This is a genomic window from Aliivibrio wodanis (genome assembly GCF_052920805.1).
On record NZ_JBREXA010000002.1, the window covers coordinates 1,613,024 to 1,628,842 of the forward strand.

General features: G+C 39.2%; 11 protein-coding genes and 3 pseudogenes. 9 read left to right on the top strand and 5 right to left on the bottom strand.

Features of this window, described 5'->3' with window-relative positions; translation table 11 throughout:
- The first annotated feature begins 298 nt into the window (after window positions 1-298).
- The 3 genes from ACU5DF_RS15365 to fghA all read left to right on the top strand — a co-directional run bounded on the left by ACU5DF_RS15365 (window position 299) and on the right by fghA (window position 4,372).
- Window positions 299-1,447: an S-(hydroxymethyl)glutathione dehydrogenase/class III alcohol dehydrogenase gene (locus ACU5DF_RS15365; RefSeq protein WP_446713469.1), complete on the top strand. Its 1,149-nt coding sequence runs from the start codon at window positions 299-301 to the stop codon at window positions 1,445-1,447.
- Window positions 1,448-1,667: 220 nt separating this feature from the next.
- On the top strand, window positions 1,668-3,302 hold the full coding sequence (locus ACU5DF_RS15370; RefSeq protein WP_446713470.1) for a methyl-accepting chemotaxis protein: 1,635 nt from the start codon (window positions 1,668-1,670) through the stop codon (window positions 3,300-3,302).
- Window positions 3,303-3,529: 227 nt separating this feature from the next.
- Window positions 3,530-4,372, top strand: a complete 843-nt coding sequence (gene fghA, locus ACU5DF_RS15375; RefSeq protein WP_446713471.1) for an S-formylglutathione hydrolase — start codon at window positions 3,530-3,532, stop codon at window positions 4,370-4,372.
- Window positions 4,373-4,436: 64 nt separating this feature from the next.
- Here fghA and ltrA read toward each other — a convergent pair whose 3' ends face one another.
- Both ltrA and ACU5DF_RS15385 read right to left on the bottom strand, forming a co-directional pair.
- A complete protein-coding gene (ltrA, locus tag ACU5DF_RS15380; protein WP_446711496.1) occupies window positions 4,437-5,747 on the bottom strand; it encodes a group II intron reverse transcriptase/maturase in 1,311 nt (436 codons plus the stop codon).
- Window positions 5,748-6,356: 609 nt separating this feature from the next.
- Window positions 6,357-6,494: a hypothetical protein gene (locus ACU5DF_RS15385; protein ID WP_446713472.1), complete on the bottom strand. Its 138-nt coding sequence runs from the start codon at window positions 6,492-6,494 to the stop codon at window positions 6,357-6,359.
- A 293-nt stretch (window positions 6,495-6,787) separates the two neighbouring features.
- Here ACU5DF_RS15385 and ACU5DF_RS15390 point away from each other — a divergent pair, with 293 nt between their 5' ends.
- From ACU5DF_RS15390 to ACU5DF_RS15415, 6 genes and pseudogenes are all read left to right on the top strand, one after another.
- A complete protein-coding gene (locus ACU5DF_RS15390) occupies window positions 6,788-7,177 on the top strand; it encodes a Rid family detoxifying hydrolase (RefSeq protein ID WP_446713473.1) in 390 nt (129 codons plus the stop codon).
- Between the two features lie 17 nt (window positions 7,178-7,194).
- A complete protein-coding gene (locus ACU5DF_RS15395) occupies window positions 7,195-8,472 on the top strand; it encodes an L-cysteine desulfidase family protein (RefSeq protein ID WP_446713474.1) in 1,278 nt (425 codons plus the stop codon).
- A gap of 60 nt (window positions 8,473-8,532) precedes the next feature.
- Window positions 8,533-9,168 (top strand): helix-turn-helix transcriptional regulator, encoded by a 636-nt coding sequence (locus ACU5DF_RS15400; protein WP_446713475.1) that lies wholly within the window; start codon window positions 8,533-8,535, stop codon window positions 9,166-9,168.
- Between the two features lie 92 nt (window positions 9,169-9,260).
- Complete coding sequence (locus tag ACU5DF_RS15405; RefSeq protein WP_446713476.1) at window positions 9,261-9,503, top strand: hypothetical protein; 243 nt, start codon at window positions 9,261-9,263, stop codon at window positions 9,501-9,503.
- A 34-nt stretch (window positions 9,504-9,537) separates the two neighbouring features.
- Window positions 9,538-9,768, top strand: a pseudogene (locus ACU5DF_RS15410) (helix-turn-helix domain-containing protein); the annotation flags it as partial.
- A pseudogene (locus ACU5DF_RS15415) lies at window positions 9,732-10,610 on the top strand (IS3 family transposase); the annotation flags it as partial. The pseudogenes ACU5DF_RS15410 and ACU5DF_RS15415, both read left to right, overlap by 37 nt.
- Before the next feature lie 61 nt (window positions 10,611-10,671).
- Here the strand turns inward: ACU5DF_RS15415 and ACU5DF_RS15420 are convergent.
- The 3 genes and pseudogenes from ACU5DF_RS15420 to guaB form a co-directional block, all read right to left on the bottom strand.
- A pseudogene (locus ACU5DF_RS15420) lies at window positions 10,672-12,232 on the bottom strand (AbgT family transporter).
- A gap of 275 nt (window positions 12,233-12,507) precedes the next feature.
- Window positions 12,508-14,061, bottom strand: coding sequence for a glutamine-hydrolyzing GMP synthase (gene guaA / locus ACU5DF_RS15425; RefSeq protein ID WP_446713477.1), 1,554 nt, complete (start codon window positions 14,059-14,061; stop codon window positions 12,508-12,510).
- 222 nt (window positions 14,062-14,283) lie between these two features.
- The gene (gene guaB, locus ACU5DF_RS15430) at window positions 14,284-15,747 is read right to left on the bottom strand and encodes an IMP dehydrogenase (protein ID WP_446713478.1); all 1,464 of its coding nucleotides are present in this window, start codon (window positions 15,745-15,747) and stop codon (window positions 14,284-14,286) included.
- Window positions 15,748-15,819: the final 72 nt, after the last annotated feature.

A 15,819-nucleotide genomic window follows, 5' to 3' on the forward strand; every position in this document is an offset into this window, starting at 1 on the left:
CAAATCCCTACCAGAAGTGCACATCATAACTGAATTAAGTTTAACTTTCCTGACATAATCTTCATTTTTTATTGCCTCCTCCCTTTTAATTTTAGAGCTACTAAACACATATTTTAATCAGTTCGATATCAAAATACCCCTTATTATTACAGTTACGTAAAAATCATTTTCATTTTAAGGGGATTATCAATTCTTATGAAACACCTATACTAGCCACATCAAAACGAGACAGCAGAAAAAAAAATTTCAACTAGGCTTTAGTTGACTGCTTATCTAAATATATTAAAAGGAAAAACCAATGGCTCTTGATATTAAACCAGGTCAAACATCAATTAAATCTAAAGCAATGGTAGCTTGGGCTGCTGGCGAACCTCTTAAAATGGAAGAAGTAGATGTACAACTTCCTAAAGCGGGCGAAGTTTTAGTTCGTATCGTTGCAACTGGTGTTTGTCACACTGATTTATTCACTCTATCTGGTGATGATCCAGAAGGTATCTTCCCATCTATCTTAGGTCACGAAGGTGGCGGTATTGTTGAGATGATTGGTGAAGGCGTAACAAGCGTTGAAGTTGGCGACCATGTTATCCCTCTTTACACTGCTGAATGTGGTGAGTGTAAATTCTGTAAATCTGGCAAAACTAACCTTTGCCAAGCCGTTCGTGAAACTCAAGGTCAAGGTCTTATGCCTGATGGCACTAGCCGTTTCTCTATTAATGGCGAAACTATCTTCCATTACATGGGCTGCTCTACGTTCTCTGAATTCACAGTACTTCCTGAAATCTCTTTAGCAAAAGTATCTAAAGAAGCACCGCTTGAAGAAGTTTGTCTTCTAGGTTGTGGCGTAACTACTGGTATGGGTGCGGTTCTTAATACGGCCAAAGTTGAAAAAGGCGACACAGTTGCTGTATTCGGTCTTGGCGGTATTGGTCTTTCAGCTATCATCGGCGCGAAAATGGCAGGTGCAAGCCGCATCATCGGTGTTGACTTGAACGAAAGCAAATACGAACTTGCTAAAAAATTAGGTGCGACTGATTGCATCAACCCAACAAATTTCGACAAGCCAATTCAAGAAGTGATTGTTGAAATGACTGACGGCGGCGTGGATTACTCTTTTGAGTGTATCGGTAACGTAAACGTTATGCGTGCTGCACTTGAGTGTTGTCATAAAGGTTGGGGTGAATCAATCATCATCGGTGTTGCTGGTGCTGGCCAAGAGATCTCAACTCGTCCGTTCCAACTTGTGACTGGTCGTGTATGGCGTGGCTCTGCATTCGGTGGTGTTAAAGGTCGTACAGAGCTTCCAGGCATCGTTGACCGTTACATGCAAGGTGAGTTTGCTCTTGATGACTTCATCACTCACACAATGGGTCTTGAGGATGTAAACGCAGCGTTCGATTTAATGCACGAAGGTAAATCTATCCGTACTGTTCTACATATGGATAAATAACCAATATTATCTTATATAAAACAAACAACTACATAAGATAACACTGTTTAAACCTGCTCACTCGTAGCAGGTTTTTTCATTTTCACCTCCTTACTATTAGTAAGATTTTATCTAGATCGCAAAGATCAAAAAAAATCGTATTTTCTCACAATTAGTAATACTGATAAGCTATATACATTAAGGCACCCTAAAAATTATTTTCTATTAATAGGTTGGCCTTATGTTTAATCAATTAACTATCAAACACAAACTCTCATTTCCCATTGTGATACTTGCCCTCATTATCGCAGTGATAACTGTTATCAATGTTCTTCAAGCAAGGCATCAAGAGTCTCTCAATGAAGAGCTAAACCATACTGTTCAACCCGTTCTTGATAACTTAGAAGATGGTTATCGAGATTTATATCAAGTCATTACTGCAGCTCAGGGCTTAATGCTCGCCAAAAACCAAAATGATATTGATTACAGCATCGCTGAATTTAAAGACAATGCTTATCGAGTAGTACCTCGTCTAAATAAAGTTAATGAATTAATTTCTGCAGGCTATTTAACAACAAACCACCAAAATGAAGTGTCCACTTTAATTAATGCAACGAAAAACTGGGTAAGTATCTATGAACCAATGTTTGCTAAACCACAAGAATCCACTGAATATTATGAACAAAATAGGACACAACTAGATTCACAATTTCAAGTGATGCGTAAACAGCTTAAATCAATCAACCAATTAATCGAAGAAGTTAAAATTCAACTTAAAACTGAAATTTCTGATTCAATTACCTATAGTAAATTAGTGCTTGAAGTCGGTGCTATAATCGCCATTATCTTAGTTATTATATCTTTTGTTATTTCACATAAACTCGTTCTAAAACCAATACATCACATTAGTAAAGCCATGGCAGACATTGCAAATGGAGATGGTGATCTTACAAAACGAATGGAGGTAGTGAATAACGATGAATTAGGCCAACTTGCAATTAGCTTTAACCAATTTATGACTCGCATTCATTCAACAGTAGAACAAGTTATTATCTCTTCTAATGCTGTGCGTGCTGAAATGGAAAATATTAAAACATTAACGCAAAGTGTCGCTGAATTCTCAGGCCAACAGCAACAAGAAAGTGAAATGGTTGCTACTGCTGTAAATGAAATGCAAGCAACAAGTCAAAGCGTATCATCGAATGCTAATGAAGCAGCTCAAGCCAGTACAAAAGCCGATACCGAAACACATAATACCAATCAGATTTTAAGTAACACAATTAGTTCTATTGAAACATTGGCCAGTGAAATAGATAACGCAAGCCTTGTGATTCATAACTTAGATTCTGATGTTTCTAATATTGCCTCAATTCTAGATGTTATTCGCGGTATTGCAGATCAAACTAATTTACTTGCCTTAAATGCTGCAATTGAAGCTGCAAGAGCTGGTGAGCAAGGTCGTGGATTTGCAGTGGTCGCTGATGAGGTGCGTTCATTAGCAAGTCGAACACAAGAAAGTACTGGTGAAATTCAAATTATGATTGAGAAATTACAAAATGGTGCCCATAAAGCGGTATCAGTTATGGATGCCAGTAAAGATAGTAGCCAACAAACAATTCATAGCGCAAGCAGTGCCTCGGAATCATTAAAAGAAATAATTGCTTCTATCTCATTAATGAATGAAATGAACTCACAGATTGCCACCGCGGCTAGTCAACAAAATGGTGTCAGTGAAGAAGTCAATAACAATGTTATTCGTATTTTAGATAACAGTAATAATATGGTGGAGATGGTAAGCAGCTCAGAAAACGCCTGCCTTTCTCTTTCTGCTCAATGTGAAGTCCTTGATGATTTAGTAGCACAGTTTAAAGTCTAATTTATACAATTAAGTCAGCTATTATCATACTTATTAGCAGGTTTAATTGTTATTACAGTTTTGTAAAAATCATTTTCATTTTAATGGGATTATCAACGTTCAAGAAATGACTATACTTGCTTTATTAAATAAGAAGCACGATGTTGTTTCTTTCTATCTTTAAATGATACTGACTAAGTAAGCTAGATAAGCTATTTATATCAGTATAATCCTTTTTGGAGTGAAATATGAACGTTGAAAATATCAGCCAAGCTAAAGTTGCCGGTGGCTGGCACAAACAGTACACACACACTTCATCAGTATTAAACTGTAATATGCGCTTTGCTATTTATCTACCAGCAAATGCCTCAGAAAGTAATCCTGTTCCTGTTTTATATTGGTTATCAGGGCTAACTTGTACTGATGAAAACTTCATGCAAAAAGCAGGGGCATTCAAAAAAGCCGCTGAATTAGGCATTGCTATTGTTGCTATGGATACGAGCCCTCGCGGCGAAGACGTTGCTGATGATGCAGAAGCAGCTTACGATTTTGGTCTAGGTGCAGGGTTCTATTTAAATGCAACTCAAGCGCCATGGAATCGTCATTACCATATGTATGACTACGTGACAAAAGAGCTACCATCTCTTATTGAAGAGCACTTCCCTGTATCAGATAAAAAATCAATTTCTGGTCATAGCATGGGTGGTCACGGTGCAATTACTATTGGGTTAAAAAATCAAGATGCATATCAGTCTATCTCTGCATTTAGCCCAATATCTAGCCCAATTAACTGCCCTTGGGGTCAAAAAGCATTAGGTCTATATCTTGGTGATAATAAAGAGACTTGGAAAGATTACGATAGCTCTGAGCTTCTGAAAAAAGGCTCTAAATTACCGATTTTAGTTGACCAAGGTGAAGCTGATGGCTTCTTAGAAGAACAATTAAAACCTGAATACCTACTTTCTTCAGCCAAGCAATCAGGTGCTGATGTAGAAGTAAGAATGCAGCCAGGTTATGACCACAGCTATTTCTTTATTTCGACTTTTATTGATGATCATCTAGAGTTTCATGCCGCTTATTTAAATAAATAATTTTGATTTAAGATAGTCAAAAGTATAAAATCGAGTAGGAGGAGGCCTCGCGGCCTCCGTCCTCTCACACCACCGTACAAGCGTGGGTCGCATACGGCGGTTCCGAATACATTTTCAGTGCCTTATACCCATCCAATAATGAGTATAATCCCATCTCCATCAGTTTTACGTTTGGAAGTGCATGATTCACTTGAGGTGTTCTTGAGAGTCTCCACCAACCTTTATCTGACATCGCTAATTTCCAAGCATTTCGCTCGCTTACACCCTCTTGGCGTAGCCACATCGCTATGCTGTATTTTCGCTTTCTCTGCTTCAGGCGGTAGCTCCGAAGTCGGCGTCTTATCCAACTGTCTAGAGTTCCCATTACACTCGGTTTTAAAGCCAATTTAAAGTAGTGTTGCCATCCTCTAAGATATTGAGTTAATTCTTTTATTATTGCCTTTAACTCTCTTCCTCGATTTCGTTTCGTTATCTCTCTGACCCGCTTTTTCATTCTTGCTTTCGCCTCTTTTGATAGACGGATCTGACCTGAGTAACTAAAACTGTGGCTTAGATAACTGCGCTCCGTTATTCTTGTCGCCGCACTTTTCTCTCGGTTAACCTTGAGTTTCAGTTTATGCTCTAAGAATACGGTGATCGAGTCTTTGACTCTCTCTGCAGCTTCCTGACTACTCACATAGATTTGGCAATCGTCTGCATATCGACAGAACTTATGCCCTCTACGTTCTAGCTCTTTATCTAGCTCATCTAATACTATATTAGATAGTAAAGGTGACAGAGGACCACCTTGTGGGGTTCCTCTTTGTCTACACTCTATTATCCCATTTCGCATCAGTCCACTTTGTAAATATGACCTAATTAACTTCAAAACTCGTTTATCTTCAATATCTTCTGCTAAACGATGCATCAATCTATCGTGATTAACGGTATCGAAATACTTTTCTAGATCTATATCTACAACGTATCCTCTTCCTTCTCTGATGTATTGACTCGCTGTCGCTAAGGCATTATGAGCGCTACGCATTGGCCTAAAACCAAAACTACTCTTCGAGAATTTTGGCTCATAAACTTCTGTTAACACTATCGTGATAGCTTGTTGAACTATTCGATCTAGAACCGTTGGTATTCCCAACTGCCTGACACCACCTTTAGCTTTCGGGATCTCAACACCCAAGACTGGTTGAGGTTGATAACTACCTTCTAATAAGGATTGACGCAATTGTTGTCCATTATCGCCTTGCTTGAGTTTATTAATGGTCGCTTCGATGCTGAGTCTATCAACTCCCGCACACCCTTTATTACTCTTCACTCGGCGTAATGCTGCGTTCAAATTAGTTGGAGCGCTAATGCGCTCTAGTAGTTGAGAGGTATTCACCAAGACTCGCCTTTCTTTCTACGCCAGATACGTTTGTTACGCTTTGTCACCGTCAGTGCTACTTGCGGTTTTACCAACTGGGACAGAGTGATGGGTTTCATCGTTGCTGTTACTCCACGTATTTGAGTGTTTAGCGGCTGCTTCTTGATATATTCGGTTCAGGCCTTCCTTTAAACTGTACTGGTTTAAAGTACTATGCCGTCGGCTGACTTCTTAACTTCCGTCGAGTGACATCACTGCCGCTCTAGTCTCTTTGAGACAAAGGCTAAGATCTCCCGAGGTAAGACGCTGTTCTTTCCCATGGTCATGCCTGATTTACTGCGACACACTTCTCGTCGAAACATAGGGTTATTCTATCTATAGCTAGGTTACCCAAGTTGTCACAGCCTACTATCAGATTTCTGTTCGTCACCACCATGTTTTGCCATTTGCTTCCTTCAGATTTCACCTCACGGTGAACACCCTTGCATAGGCTAACGGTTCTCGTTCGACTGAGCCCGTAGAGGACTTTCACCTCCTAGAACAACGCCATGCTCGGCGCACTAACAAAGCCCAGATAAGGTTCTCCTTCTCTGGGATTTTTTATGTCTATATATTAATTTTCTATAATTAGATAAACGCTAACACTGGAGAGATACAAAGAAGTATACCCGTCACAATAATTAGGTTAGTTGGTAGCCTTTTCCATTCAGAATCCGTCATATCACTTTGACCACGACCAAGGCCCGCTAATGTAGCTGTGTTCATATAAAACTCCATCTTTGTAGGGATCACTATTTTTATAATTTTAAAGCGACAAACTGCCGCCAACTTGCAACTTTTGAAGAATTTACTCTCTAATAAAAAAATGACAATGCAATTTTATTTGAAATGATAGCGAGATCTCAGTTCGTAAAATAAACAAAAAATTGCTACAAAGTATTTGCAATCCCTTAATAATAAGCATAAATTCAACTCACACAAATTAAATGCAATTATTTTTGCATAATTAAAGCTAGAACTTAAAATCAACAATAGTTGCAAAAAAAAGGAAAATACATATGAAGCAAATTATCGTGGCAAAATCAGCACCAGAAGCAATCGGCCCTTACTCTCACGGTACCGCATTTAATGGTCTTATCTTTACATCAGGTCAATTACCGGTAGATGGTTCAACAGGATCTGTTGTAGAAGGGGGGATTACAGCTCAATCTGAAATGTCTCTTAAAAACCTAATATCTGTTATCGAAGCTGCTGACGGCGATGTTAATACTGTACTAAAAACGACATGTTACCTTGCAAATATCACTGATTTCTCTGCATTTAACGAAGTATATAAAACTGTTTTCCATACCGACTGCCCTGCACGATCTTGCTTTGCGGTAAAAGATCTTCCACTTGGCGTATTAGTTGAAGTCGAAGCGATTGCTCACAAGAAAACAACGGTATAACTAAAAAGGTGAAAAAAATGAACTCTACCTGGAAGCAATACATCACTATTTTAAAAAATGTTGTGAAGCCAGCTCTTGGCTGTACTGAACCTATTTGTGCTGCCTATGCAACAAGTGTGGCAACGCAAATGCTAGGAGAAAAACCAGAGACGATTGACGTTTTCGTCTCTGATAATTTATATAAAAATAGTATGGGTGTTTTTGTTCCAAGAACAGGTAGAGTTGGTCTTGCCATTGCAGCAGCCGCTGGCGCTACTGGTGGAAATCCTGAAGCGGGATTAGAAGTACTTGCAAAACTGACTGAATCTCAAGTAAGTGAAGCTCAACTGCTTATTGACGCTGGTCGAGTTCAAGTTAAACGAGAAGCCACAGATGAATTTATCTATTGCCGTGTTATCGTTAAAGGCCCACAGCATCACGCAGAAGTCACCATCAGTGGAGGTCACACTCTCATTGTAGAAAAACGACTTGATGATAATGTCATTTTTTCCCTTGATTCTTCATTACCAAAAACCTCTACCGCTTCTATTTGTGATGGTGTCGATATCACTATTTCATCAATTTATGACTTTGCGACTCACGCTAATTTTGATGACATTAAATTTATCCTTGAAGCTAAAGAGCTAAACATTGCTCTTGCTCAAGAAGGGTTGAATAACCCATACGGCTTAGAAGTAGGTCGAACTTATCAAAAGAATATAGATACTGGCTTACTTTCAAAAAGTTTAGACAGTGATATTTTAATTTACACCTCTGCTGCATCTGATGCTCGAATGGGCGGTGCTACCTTACCGGCAATGTCTAATTATGGCAGCGGTAATCAAGGTATAGCAGCAACAATTCCTGTAGTTAAAATGGCTGACTTTTATAACGCCGATGAAGAGACGTTAGCGAGAGCATTTATTATGAGTCACCTTGGGGCTATTTATATTAAATCTCATTATCCACCATTATCGGCATTTTGTGGCAACGCCGTAACCTCTGCTGCAGCAGCAATGGCAATGGTTTATTTAGCAGGTGGTACATTCGAACAATCTTGCTCTGCAATTCAAAACACCATTAGTGACACCAGCGGTATGATCTGTGATGGTGCGAAATCAACCTGTGCGATGAAAGTAGGCAGCAGCGCCCAATCAGCGATGAAATCATCCCTACTCGCTTTGAACAATCATTGCGTAACGAAACAGGGCGTTATTGCTGAAGATGTAGAAAAGACAATCAAGAACATTGGCAGAATGATAACAACAGGAATGCCAAATATTGATCATGAAATCATTGAAATAATGGCGTCATAATGAAAAGATGTCACTTACACGCTAAGTGACATCATCTTTTTACCAACATAAAGAAAACATATGCTACATAAACTTTCTACTGCCGATAAACTCATACTGAAATCAACTTATAGTATTGTTGATGGCATTGCTGCTATGTTTGGAAAACATGTTGAAGTGGTACTGCACTCTCTCGATTCAGACAATCCATCAATTATTAAAATTGCTAATGGTCACGTGACTGGTCGTGGTATTGGCGCACCAATTACCAACCTTGCGCTAGAAAAATTGAAAGCAGGATCAGATGTATCAACACCTTATTTCACCAGAACAGATAAAGGTGAACTACTTCGCTCTGTTACTTCAATAATACGAAATGAGGCAGGGATACCTATCGCTTTACTTTGTATGAACTCTAACCTTGACGTTCCAATGAACAGTTTCTTTATGGATCTGTTTCCACAATCAACTCAGTTAGCTACGTCACCAGAAACCTTTGCAAAAGACAGTATTGAAATGCTGACAGACTCGATAGCTAGAATACAAAGCGAAGTGTTAGAAGATGAAAGCATTGCTGTTTCTCGAAGAGTAAGAACCATTGTTGAACGTTTACATCATCAAGGGGCGTTCAATATAAAAGATGCGACCCAAATAACCGCTAATATTCTTAATGTATCTAAAGACTCTGTTTATCGATATCTGAGAAAATTTAAGTAATACCGAATATTGAAATGAAAAAAAGCCCTGAGAACTTATCATTCTGAACTGACCCCCAATAATTGGACAACCAATTACTGAGGGTCTTTTTTATGTCCAAATATAGTCGTGAGCTAAAACTAATTATTGCTAAGCAGTGCTTAGTTAGTCGTACATCAATTCAATTATCTAAAGAATATTCGATATCTGCTCGTCAGATACGATATTGGACTCAAGTATTTTCTATCCATGGTAAAAACTCATTTTTACCAACTACACATGCCGATAATGCCAAAACAAAATTACAAGCATTGAAATTAATGTGGACTAAACAGTTGGTCTCTCACTCACACTAGTGCAGTATTAAACTTATCCTCCCCTGGCACGCTATCAGTCTGGCTTAAAACATATAATGAAGCGGGGTTTAAGGGACTCAAGAATAGTAATATAGGAAGGCCTTCAATGAAATTATTATCCAATACTACACAAAAATCAGATGACGAAATGACCATTGAAGAGCTAAGAGAAGAGTTAAGTTATTTACGAACAGAGAATGCTGTTCTAAAAAAGTTCGAAGAGCTGAAACAGAAAAAACGCCAACAAACAAAGAAAAAGCGTTAATTGTTTTAGCTCTCAAAGCTAATTACCCTTTAAAATATTTACTTCGTATCACCAGTTTGGCAAAAAGTGTCTTCTATTATCAGGCTCAAATAAGTAGAAGGCCTGATACTTATGAGCATGAGTTAGAGATGATTGAGTCTATCTACCATGAACATAAAGGACGTTATGGCTATCGACGGATCCATTTAGCTATGCGAAGAAAAGGTGTAGAGCTGAATCATAAAACAGTACAAAGGCTGATGGCGCAACTAAACCTAAAATCTATAGTAAGACCCAAAAAATATCGTTCTTATCGAGGAGAGGTGGGTAAATCAGTCCCAAATGTACTTGAAAGGGATTTTAGTGCTACGAAACCAGATGAGAAATGGGTAACCGATGTAACAGAATTTAAAGTTAACGGACAAAAAGTTTACCTATCGCCAGTGGTTGATTTATTCAATCAAGAAGTTATCGCTTATAAAGTGACAAAGAATGCACGTTTACCGCTAGTCACGGATATGCTTAAAGAAGCAATAGGCAAACTAAGTAAGGGCTCGAAGCCAATTTTACACAGTGATCAAGGTTGGCAATATCGACATAAGACTTATCAACAGGAACTTGTAAAGCATAGGCTTCAACAAAGTATGTCTAGAAAAGGAAACTGCTTAGATAATGCAGTAGCTGAAAATTTCTTTGGTTTACTTAAAACTGAAATGTATCATGGATACATCTTCAAGGATGCAGATGAGTTAATAGAAAAGATCGAAGAATATATCGAGTATTACAATACGAAGCGGATTAAGGTAAAACTAAAAGGCCTGACTCCGATAGAATATCGAAACCAGGCCTTACAAGCCGCTTAACTAAAATGTCCAACTTAACGGGGTCACTTCATTCTCAGGGCTTTATTTTTACTAATACAAATTAACCAGGCAGGTTATATGTATATGGCGCTTGGATACCTAGTGGAATACCTAGAGCCCAGTACGCTAGTAAGAAAATAGTCCAACCAATTAGCATTGCGATAGAGAAAGGCATCATTAGAGAAGCCAGTGTACCGATACCCGTTGATTTAACGTAACGTTGGCAATAAACCACAACTAATGGGAAGAATACCATTAATGGTGAGATGATATTTGAAACAGAATCACCTACACGGTATGCAGCTTGAGATAGCTCAGGAGAGATACCAACACCCATTAGCATTGGAACTAATACAGGACCAATTAATGCCCATTTAGCTGATGCTGAACCTATTAGTAGGTTTACAAATGCAGTCAGCAAAATCATACCAATAATCGTTAGCTGACCTGGAAGCTCCATCGCTTTAAGTACATCAGCACCGTACATTGCTAAGATTGTACCGATATTTGATTGGCTAAAAGCAACTAAGAACTGCGCACAGAAGAATGACATAACCATGTATGCACCCATTGTACCCATTGTCTCTGACATTGCTTTAATGACATCATTACTGCTTTTAAACGTACCAGAAACACGTCCAAAAACGATACCAGGGATGATAAATAGAATGAAGATAAGTGGCACAATAGACTTCATTAATGGTGCAGAGAATGAGGTGATTTGACCATCAGGTGAACGAAGCGCTGAATCTTCAGGATAAATAAGTGCGATTAGTAATGCGATACCCGCAACCATTGCCCAACCAGCAAACTTAAATGCTCTTGATTCAATTTCAGTAAATGAACCTAAATCTGGCGCTGTTTCTGCATCTTTATCTACAGGTGTTTTCGCTAAACGTGGCTCAATGATTTTCTCAGTTACATACCAACCGATACAAACAATCAGTATTGATGAAAGACCAGTAAAGTAGATATTTGCTAGTGGGTTAACGATGTAAGACGTATCCAATACTTGTGCTGCAGTTTGTGTAAAACCGGCAAGTAATGGATCAATACCCGATGGAATGAAGTTAGCAGAGAAACCACCAGATACACCGGCAAATGCTGCTGCAATACCCGCTAACGGATGACGACCCGCCGCGTGGAAAATAATACCACCTAGCGGAATAACTAATACATAACCGGCATCTGCTGCTGTGTGTGACACGATAGCAACAAGAATAAGCATTGGTGTAAGTAATTTAGCTGGTGTGAAGTTCAGCATTTTCTTTAGGCCAGTTTGAATAAAGCCTGAAGAGTCAGCAACACCAACACCTAGCATTGCAACTAATACGATACCTAGTGGAGCAAAACCGGTAAAGTTAGTTGACCATGGTTGCTAAAAAGTTTGCTAAAGAATCACCAGTTAAAAGGTTTTTCACTTGAACTGCATCTTGAGTAACAGGATGAATCAAGTCAAATTGTACTTGTGATAATAGCGCTGAAAGACCCCAAACAATTAAAAGGCCCCAGAAAAACAGTAGGGCAGGATCTGGGATCTTGTTACCTACTCGTTCGATTGTATTTAGAAAACGATCCATACCACTTGGCTTAGATGCTTTCTCTGCTGCTTGGTTACTCATTCGTAACTCCATTTTATTTAATGTTGTATTTACAGAAAAGAGCGTGGAAATTTACTATTTCTCTAATCCTTCCTTTGCTCAAACAGTGTAAACCAGTTAAGAATAAAATAGATTGAATAGTTGTTTTTTTTAGATAAGCAAACGATTATTTTGTAAAATTATATTTCAATAAAACATATAACCAACAAATAAGATTAATATACTTTACAATTGAAACAAAAAAAGCGCCTTCCGGCGCTTTTCATTTATTCTAACTTAACTCAATTAAAGTGGAGTTATTCCCACTCAATCGTTGCTGGTGGCTTACCTGAAATATCGTAAACAACACGAGAAATACCACTAACTTCATTAATAATACGGTTAGATACTTTACCTAAGAAATCGTATGGTAAATGTGCCCAATGCGCAGTCATGAAATCAATCGTTTCTACTGCACGTAGAGAAACAACCCAATCATATTTACGACCATCACCCATAACACCAACAGAGCGTACTGGTAAGAACACCGTGAATGCTTGAGATACTTTATTGTAAAGATCGGCATTGTGTAATTCTTCGATGAAGATAGCATCAGCACGACGCAATAAATCACAGTACTCTTTCTTTATCTCACCAAGAACACGTACACCTAGACCTGGTCCAGGGAATGGGTGGCGATAAAGCATATTGTATGGAAGACCTAATTCTAAACCGATCTTACGTACTTCATCTTTAAACAGCTCACGTAACGGTTCAACAAGCCCCATTTCCATGTCATCAGGAAGGCCACCAACATTATGGTGAGATTTGATAACGTGCGCTTTACCTGTTTTAGATGCTGCTGATTCGATAACATCAGGGTAGATAGTACCTTGAGCTAACCATTTCGCATTTGATAATTTCTTAGACTCTTCATCAAAGATATCAACAAATACATGACCAATGATCTTACGTTTCGCTTCAGGATCTGATTCACCACCAAGTGCTGTTAAGAAACGCTCTTCTGCTTCAACATGAATGATCTTCAGACCAAAGCCTTCGCTAAACATTTCCATAACTTGCTCTGCTTCATTTAAACGAAGTAAGCCGTTATCAACAAACACACATGTTAGTTTATCGCCAATTGCACGGTGAGCAAGCATAGCAACTACTGATGAATCAACACCACCAGATAAACCAAGAATGACTTCATCATCGCCTACTTGCTCTTTAATACGAGCAACGGCATCTTCAATAATCGATGCTGAAGTCCACAAGCCTTCACAACCACATACATTAAGAACAAAGTTCTCAAGCATTTTAAGGCCGTTTTTAGTGTGTGTTACTTCTGGGTGGAATTGAACACCGTAGTATTTCTTCTCTTCATTCGCCATTGCAGCGTAAGGACAAGTTTCTGTCTCTGCAATTTTTACAAAATCAGCTGGAATTTCAACAACTTTATCACCGTGGCTCATCCAAACATCTTGAGTTGCTTCAAGATCTTTAAACAGCGCTGATTCACCTGTTACTTGTACTGCTGCATAACCAAATTCACGCTCAGTAGATGTTGCTACTTTACCGCCAAGTTGTTCTGCCATTGTTTGCATGCCGTAACACACACCAAATACAGGAACACCAGAATCAAATACATATTGAGGAGCACGAGGAGAGTTTTCTTCTGTTACACTTTCAGGACCACCAGATAAGATGATGCCATCTGGATTGAAATCACGGATGTCAGATTCTTCTACATCCCAGCTCCAAAGTTCACAGTAAACACCAATCTCACGGATACGACGCGCAACAAGCTGCGTGTATTGAGAACCAAAATCTAAAATAAGAATGCGTTGATCGTGGATATTAGTCGTCATTAGTAGTCTTTCTCAAAAAGTCATTTATTTAGTGTGGTTTTACAGTAAAACCACACGCTTAAAATTGAATTTGGTACAAAGTCTTTTTCTTTATTTTTCGAAGCAGAATCATTTGAGTTCTAGGAAAAGGCACGGTGTTTACAAGTGTAAATGAGTACCTTTGACAACGAAATCGGAGGATTCTGCAAAGAAAATTAAGAAAAATTAGCCTAGGCGCTTCTTTTAACCCAAACGATAATTAGGCGCTTCTTTCGTGATCTGAACATCATGTACGTGTGATTCTTTCATGCCCGCACCTGAGATACGAACAAATTCAGCTTTAGTACGCATGTCTTCAATCGTTGCTGAACCTGTTAGGCCCATGCTTGAACGTAAACCACCCATTTGTTGGTGAACGATTTCTTTTAGACGGCCTTTATAAGCGATACGACCTTCGATACCTTCAGGGACAAGCTTGTCCGCTGCGTTATCAGATTGGAAGTAACGGTCTGAAGAGCCTTGAGACATAGCGCCAAGAGAGCCCATACCACGGTAAGATTTGTATGAACGACCTTGATAAAGGATAACTTCACCCGGTGCTTCTTCTGTACCCGCAAACATTGAACCAACCATCACACATGATGCGCCAGCAGCAATTGCTTTACAGATATCGCCAGAATAACGGATACCGCCATCAGCGATAACAGGAATACCATGAGCCGTTGCAACTTCTGCTGCGTCTGAAATAGCGGTAATTTGAGGAACACCTACACCCGTAACGATACGAGTAGTACAGATTGAACCTGGGCCGATACCTACTTTAACTGCACTTACACCAGCATCGATCAATGCTTTAGCACCTGCACCAGTAGCAACGTTACCACCAATAATTTGTAGCTCAGGGAATGAGGCACGAGTTTCACGAATACGTTGTAAAACGCCTTCTGAATGACCGTGAGATGAATCGATAAGTAAAACATCAACACCTGCTTCAACAAGAGCAGCAACACGCTCTTCGTTACCAGCACCTGCACCAACAGCGGCACCGACACGTAGACGACCACGTTCGTCTTTACATGCATTTGGTTTGCGTTCTGCTTTATGGAAATCTTTTGCCGTGATCATACCGGTTAGTTGGAATTCATCATTCACTACCAATACTTTCTCAACACGCGCTTCATGCATTTTCTCTTGAACTTCTTCACGAGTTGCACCTTCTTTAACAGAAGCTAGGCGTGCTTTTGGTGTCATTACAACATCAACTTTCTTAGACAGGTCTGTTACAAATCGAACATCACGGCCAGTAATGATACCAACAAGTTCGTTAGTTTCTGTTACTACAGGGAAGCCAGCAAAACCATGTTTTTCAGTCAGATCTTTCACATCTTGGATAGTTGCGTCAGGACGAACGGTTACTGGAGCAGAGACAACGCCTGCCTCAAAGATTTTTACTAAGCGAACTTGTTCAGCTTGCTGTTCAATAGACATGTTCTTGTGGATAAAACCGATGCCACCCTCTTGCGCTAATGCAATAGCAAGGCGCGCTTCTGTCACGGTATCCATTGATGCTGAAATCATAGGGATATTTAGAGAGATAGTCTTCGTTAACTGAGTGCGAAGATCAGCGGTGTTAGGAAGAACTGTGGAGTGTGCTGGGACGAGTAAAACGTCATCGAAGGTTAAAGCTTCTTTTGCGATTCGTAGCATTTGCAATATCTCACAACATAAGTGTTTAAAGGAATAAATCCCACTTTATCGTTTCGCATAACAAAGTGTTTT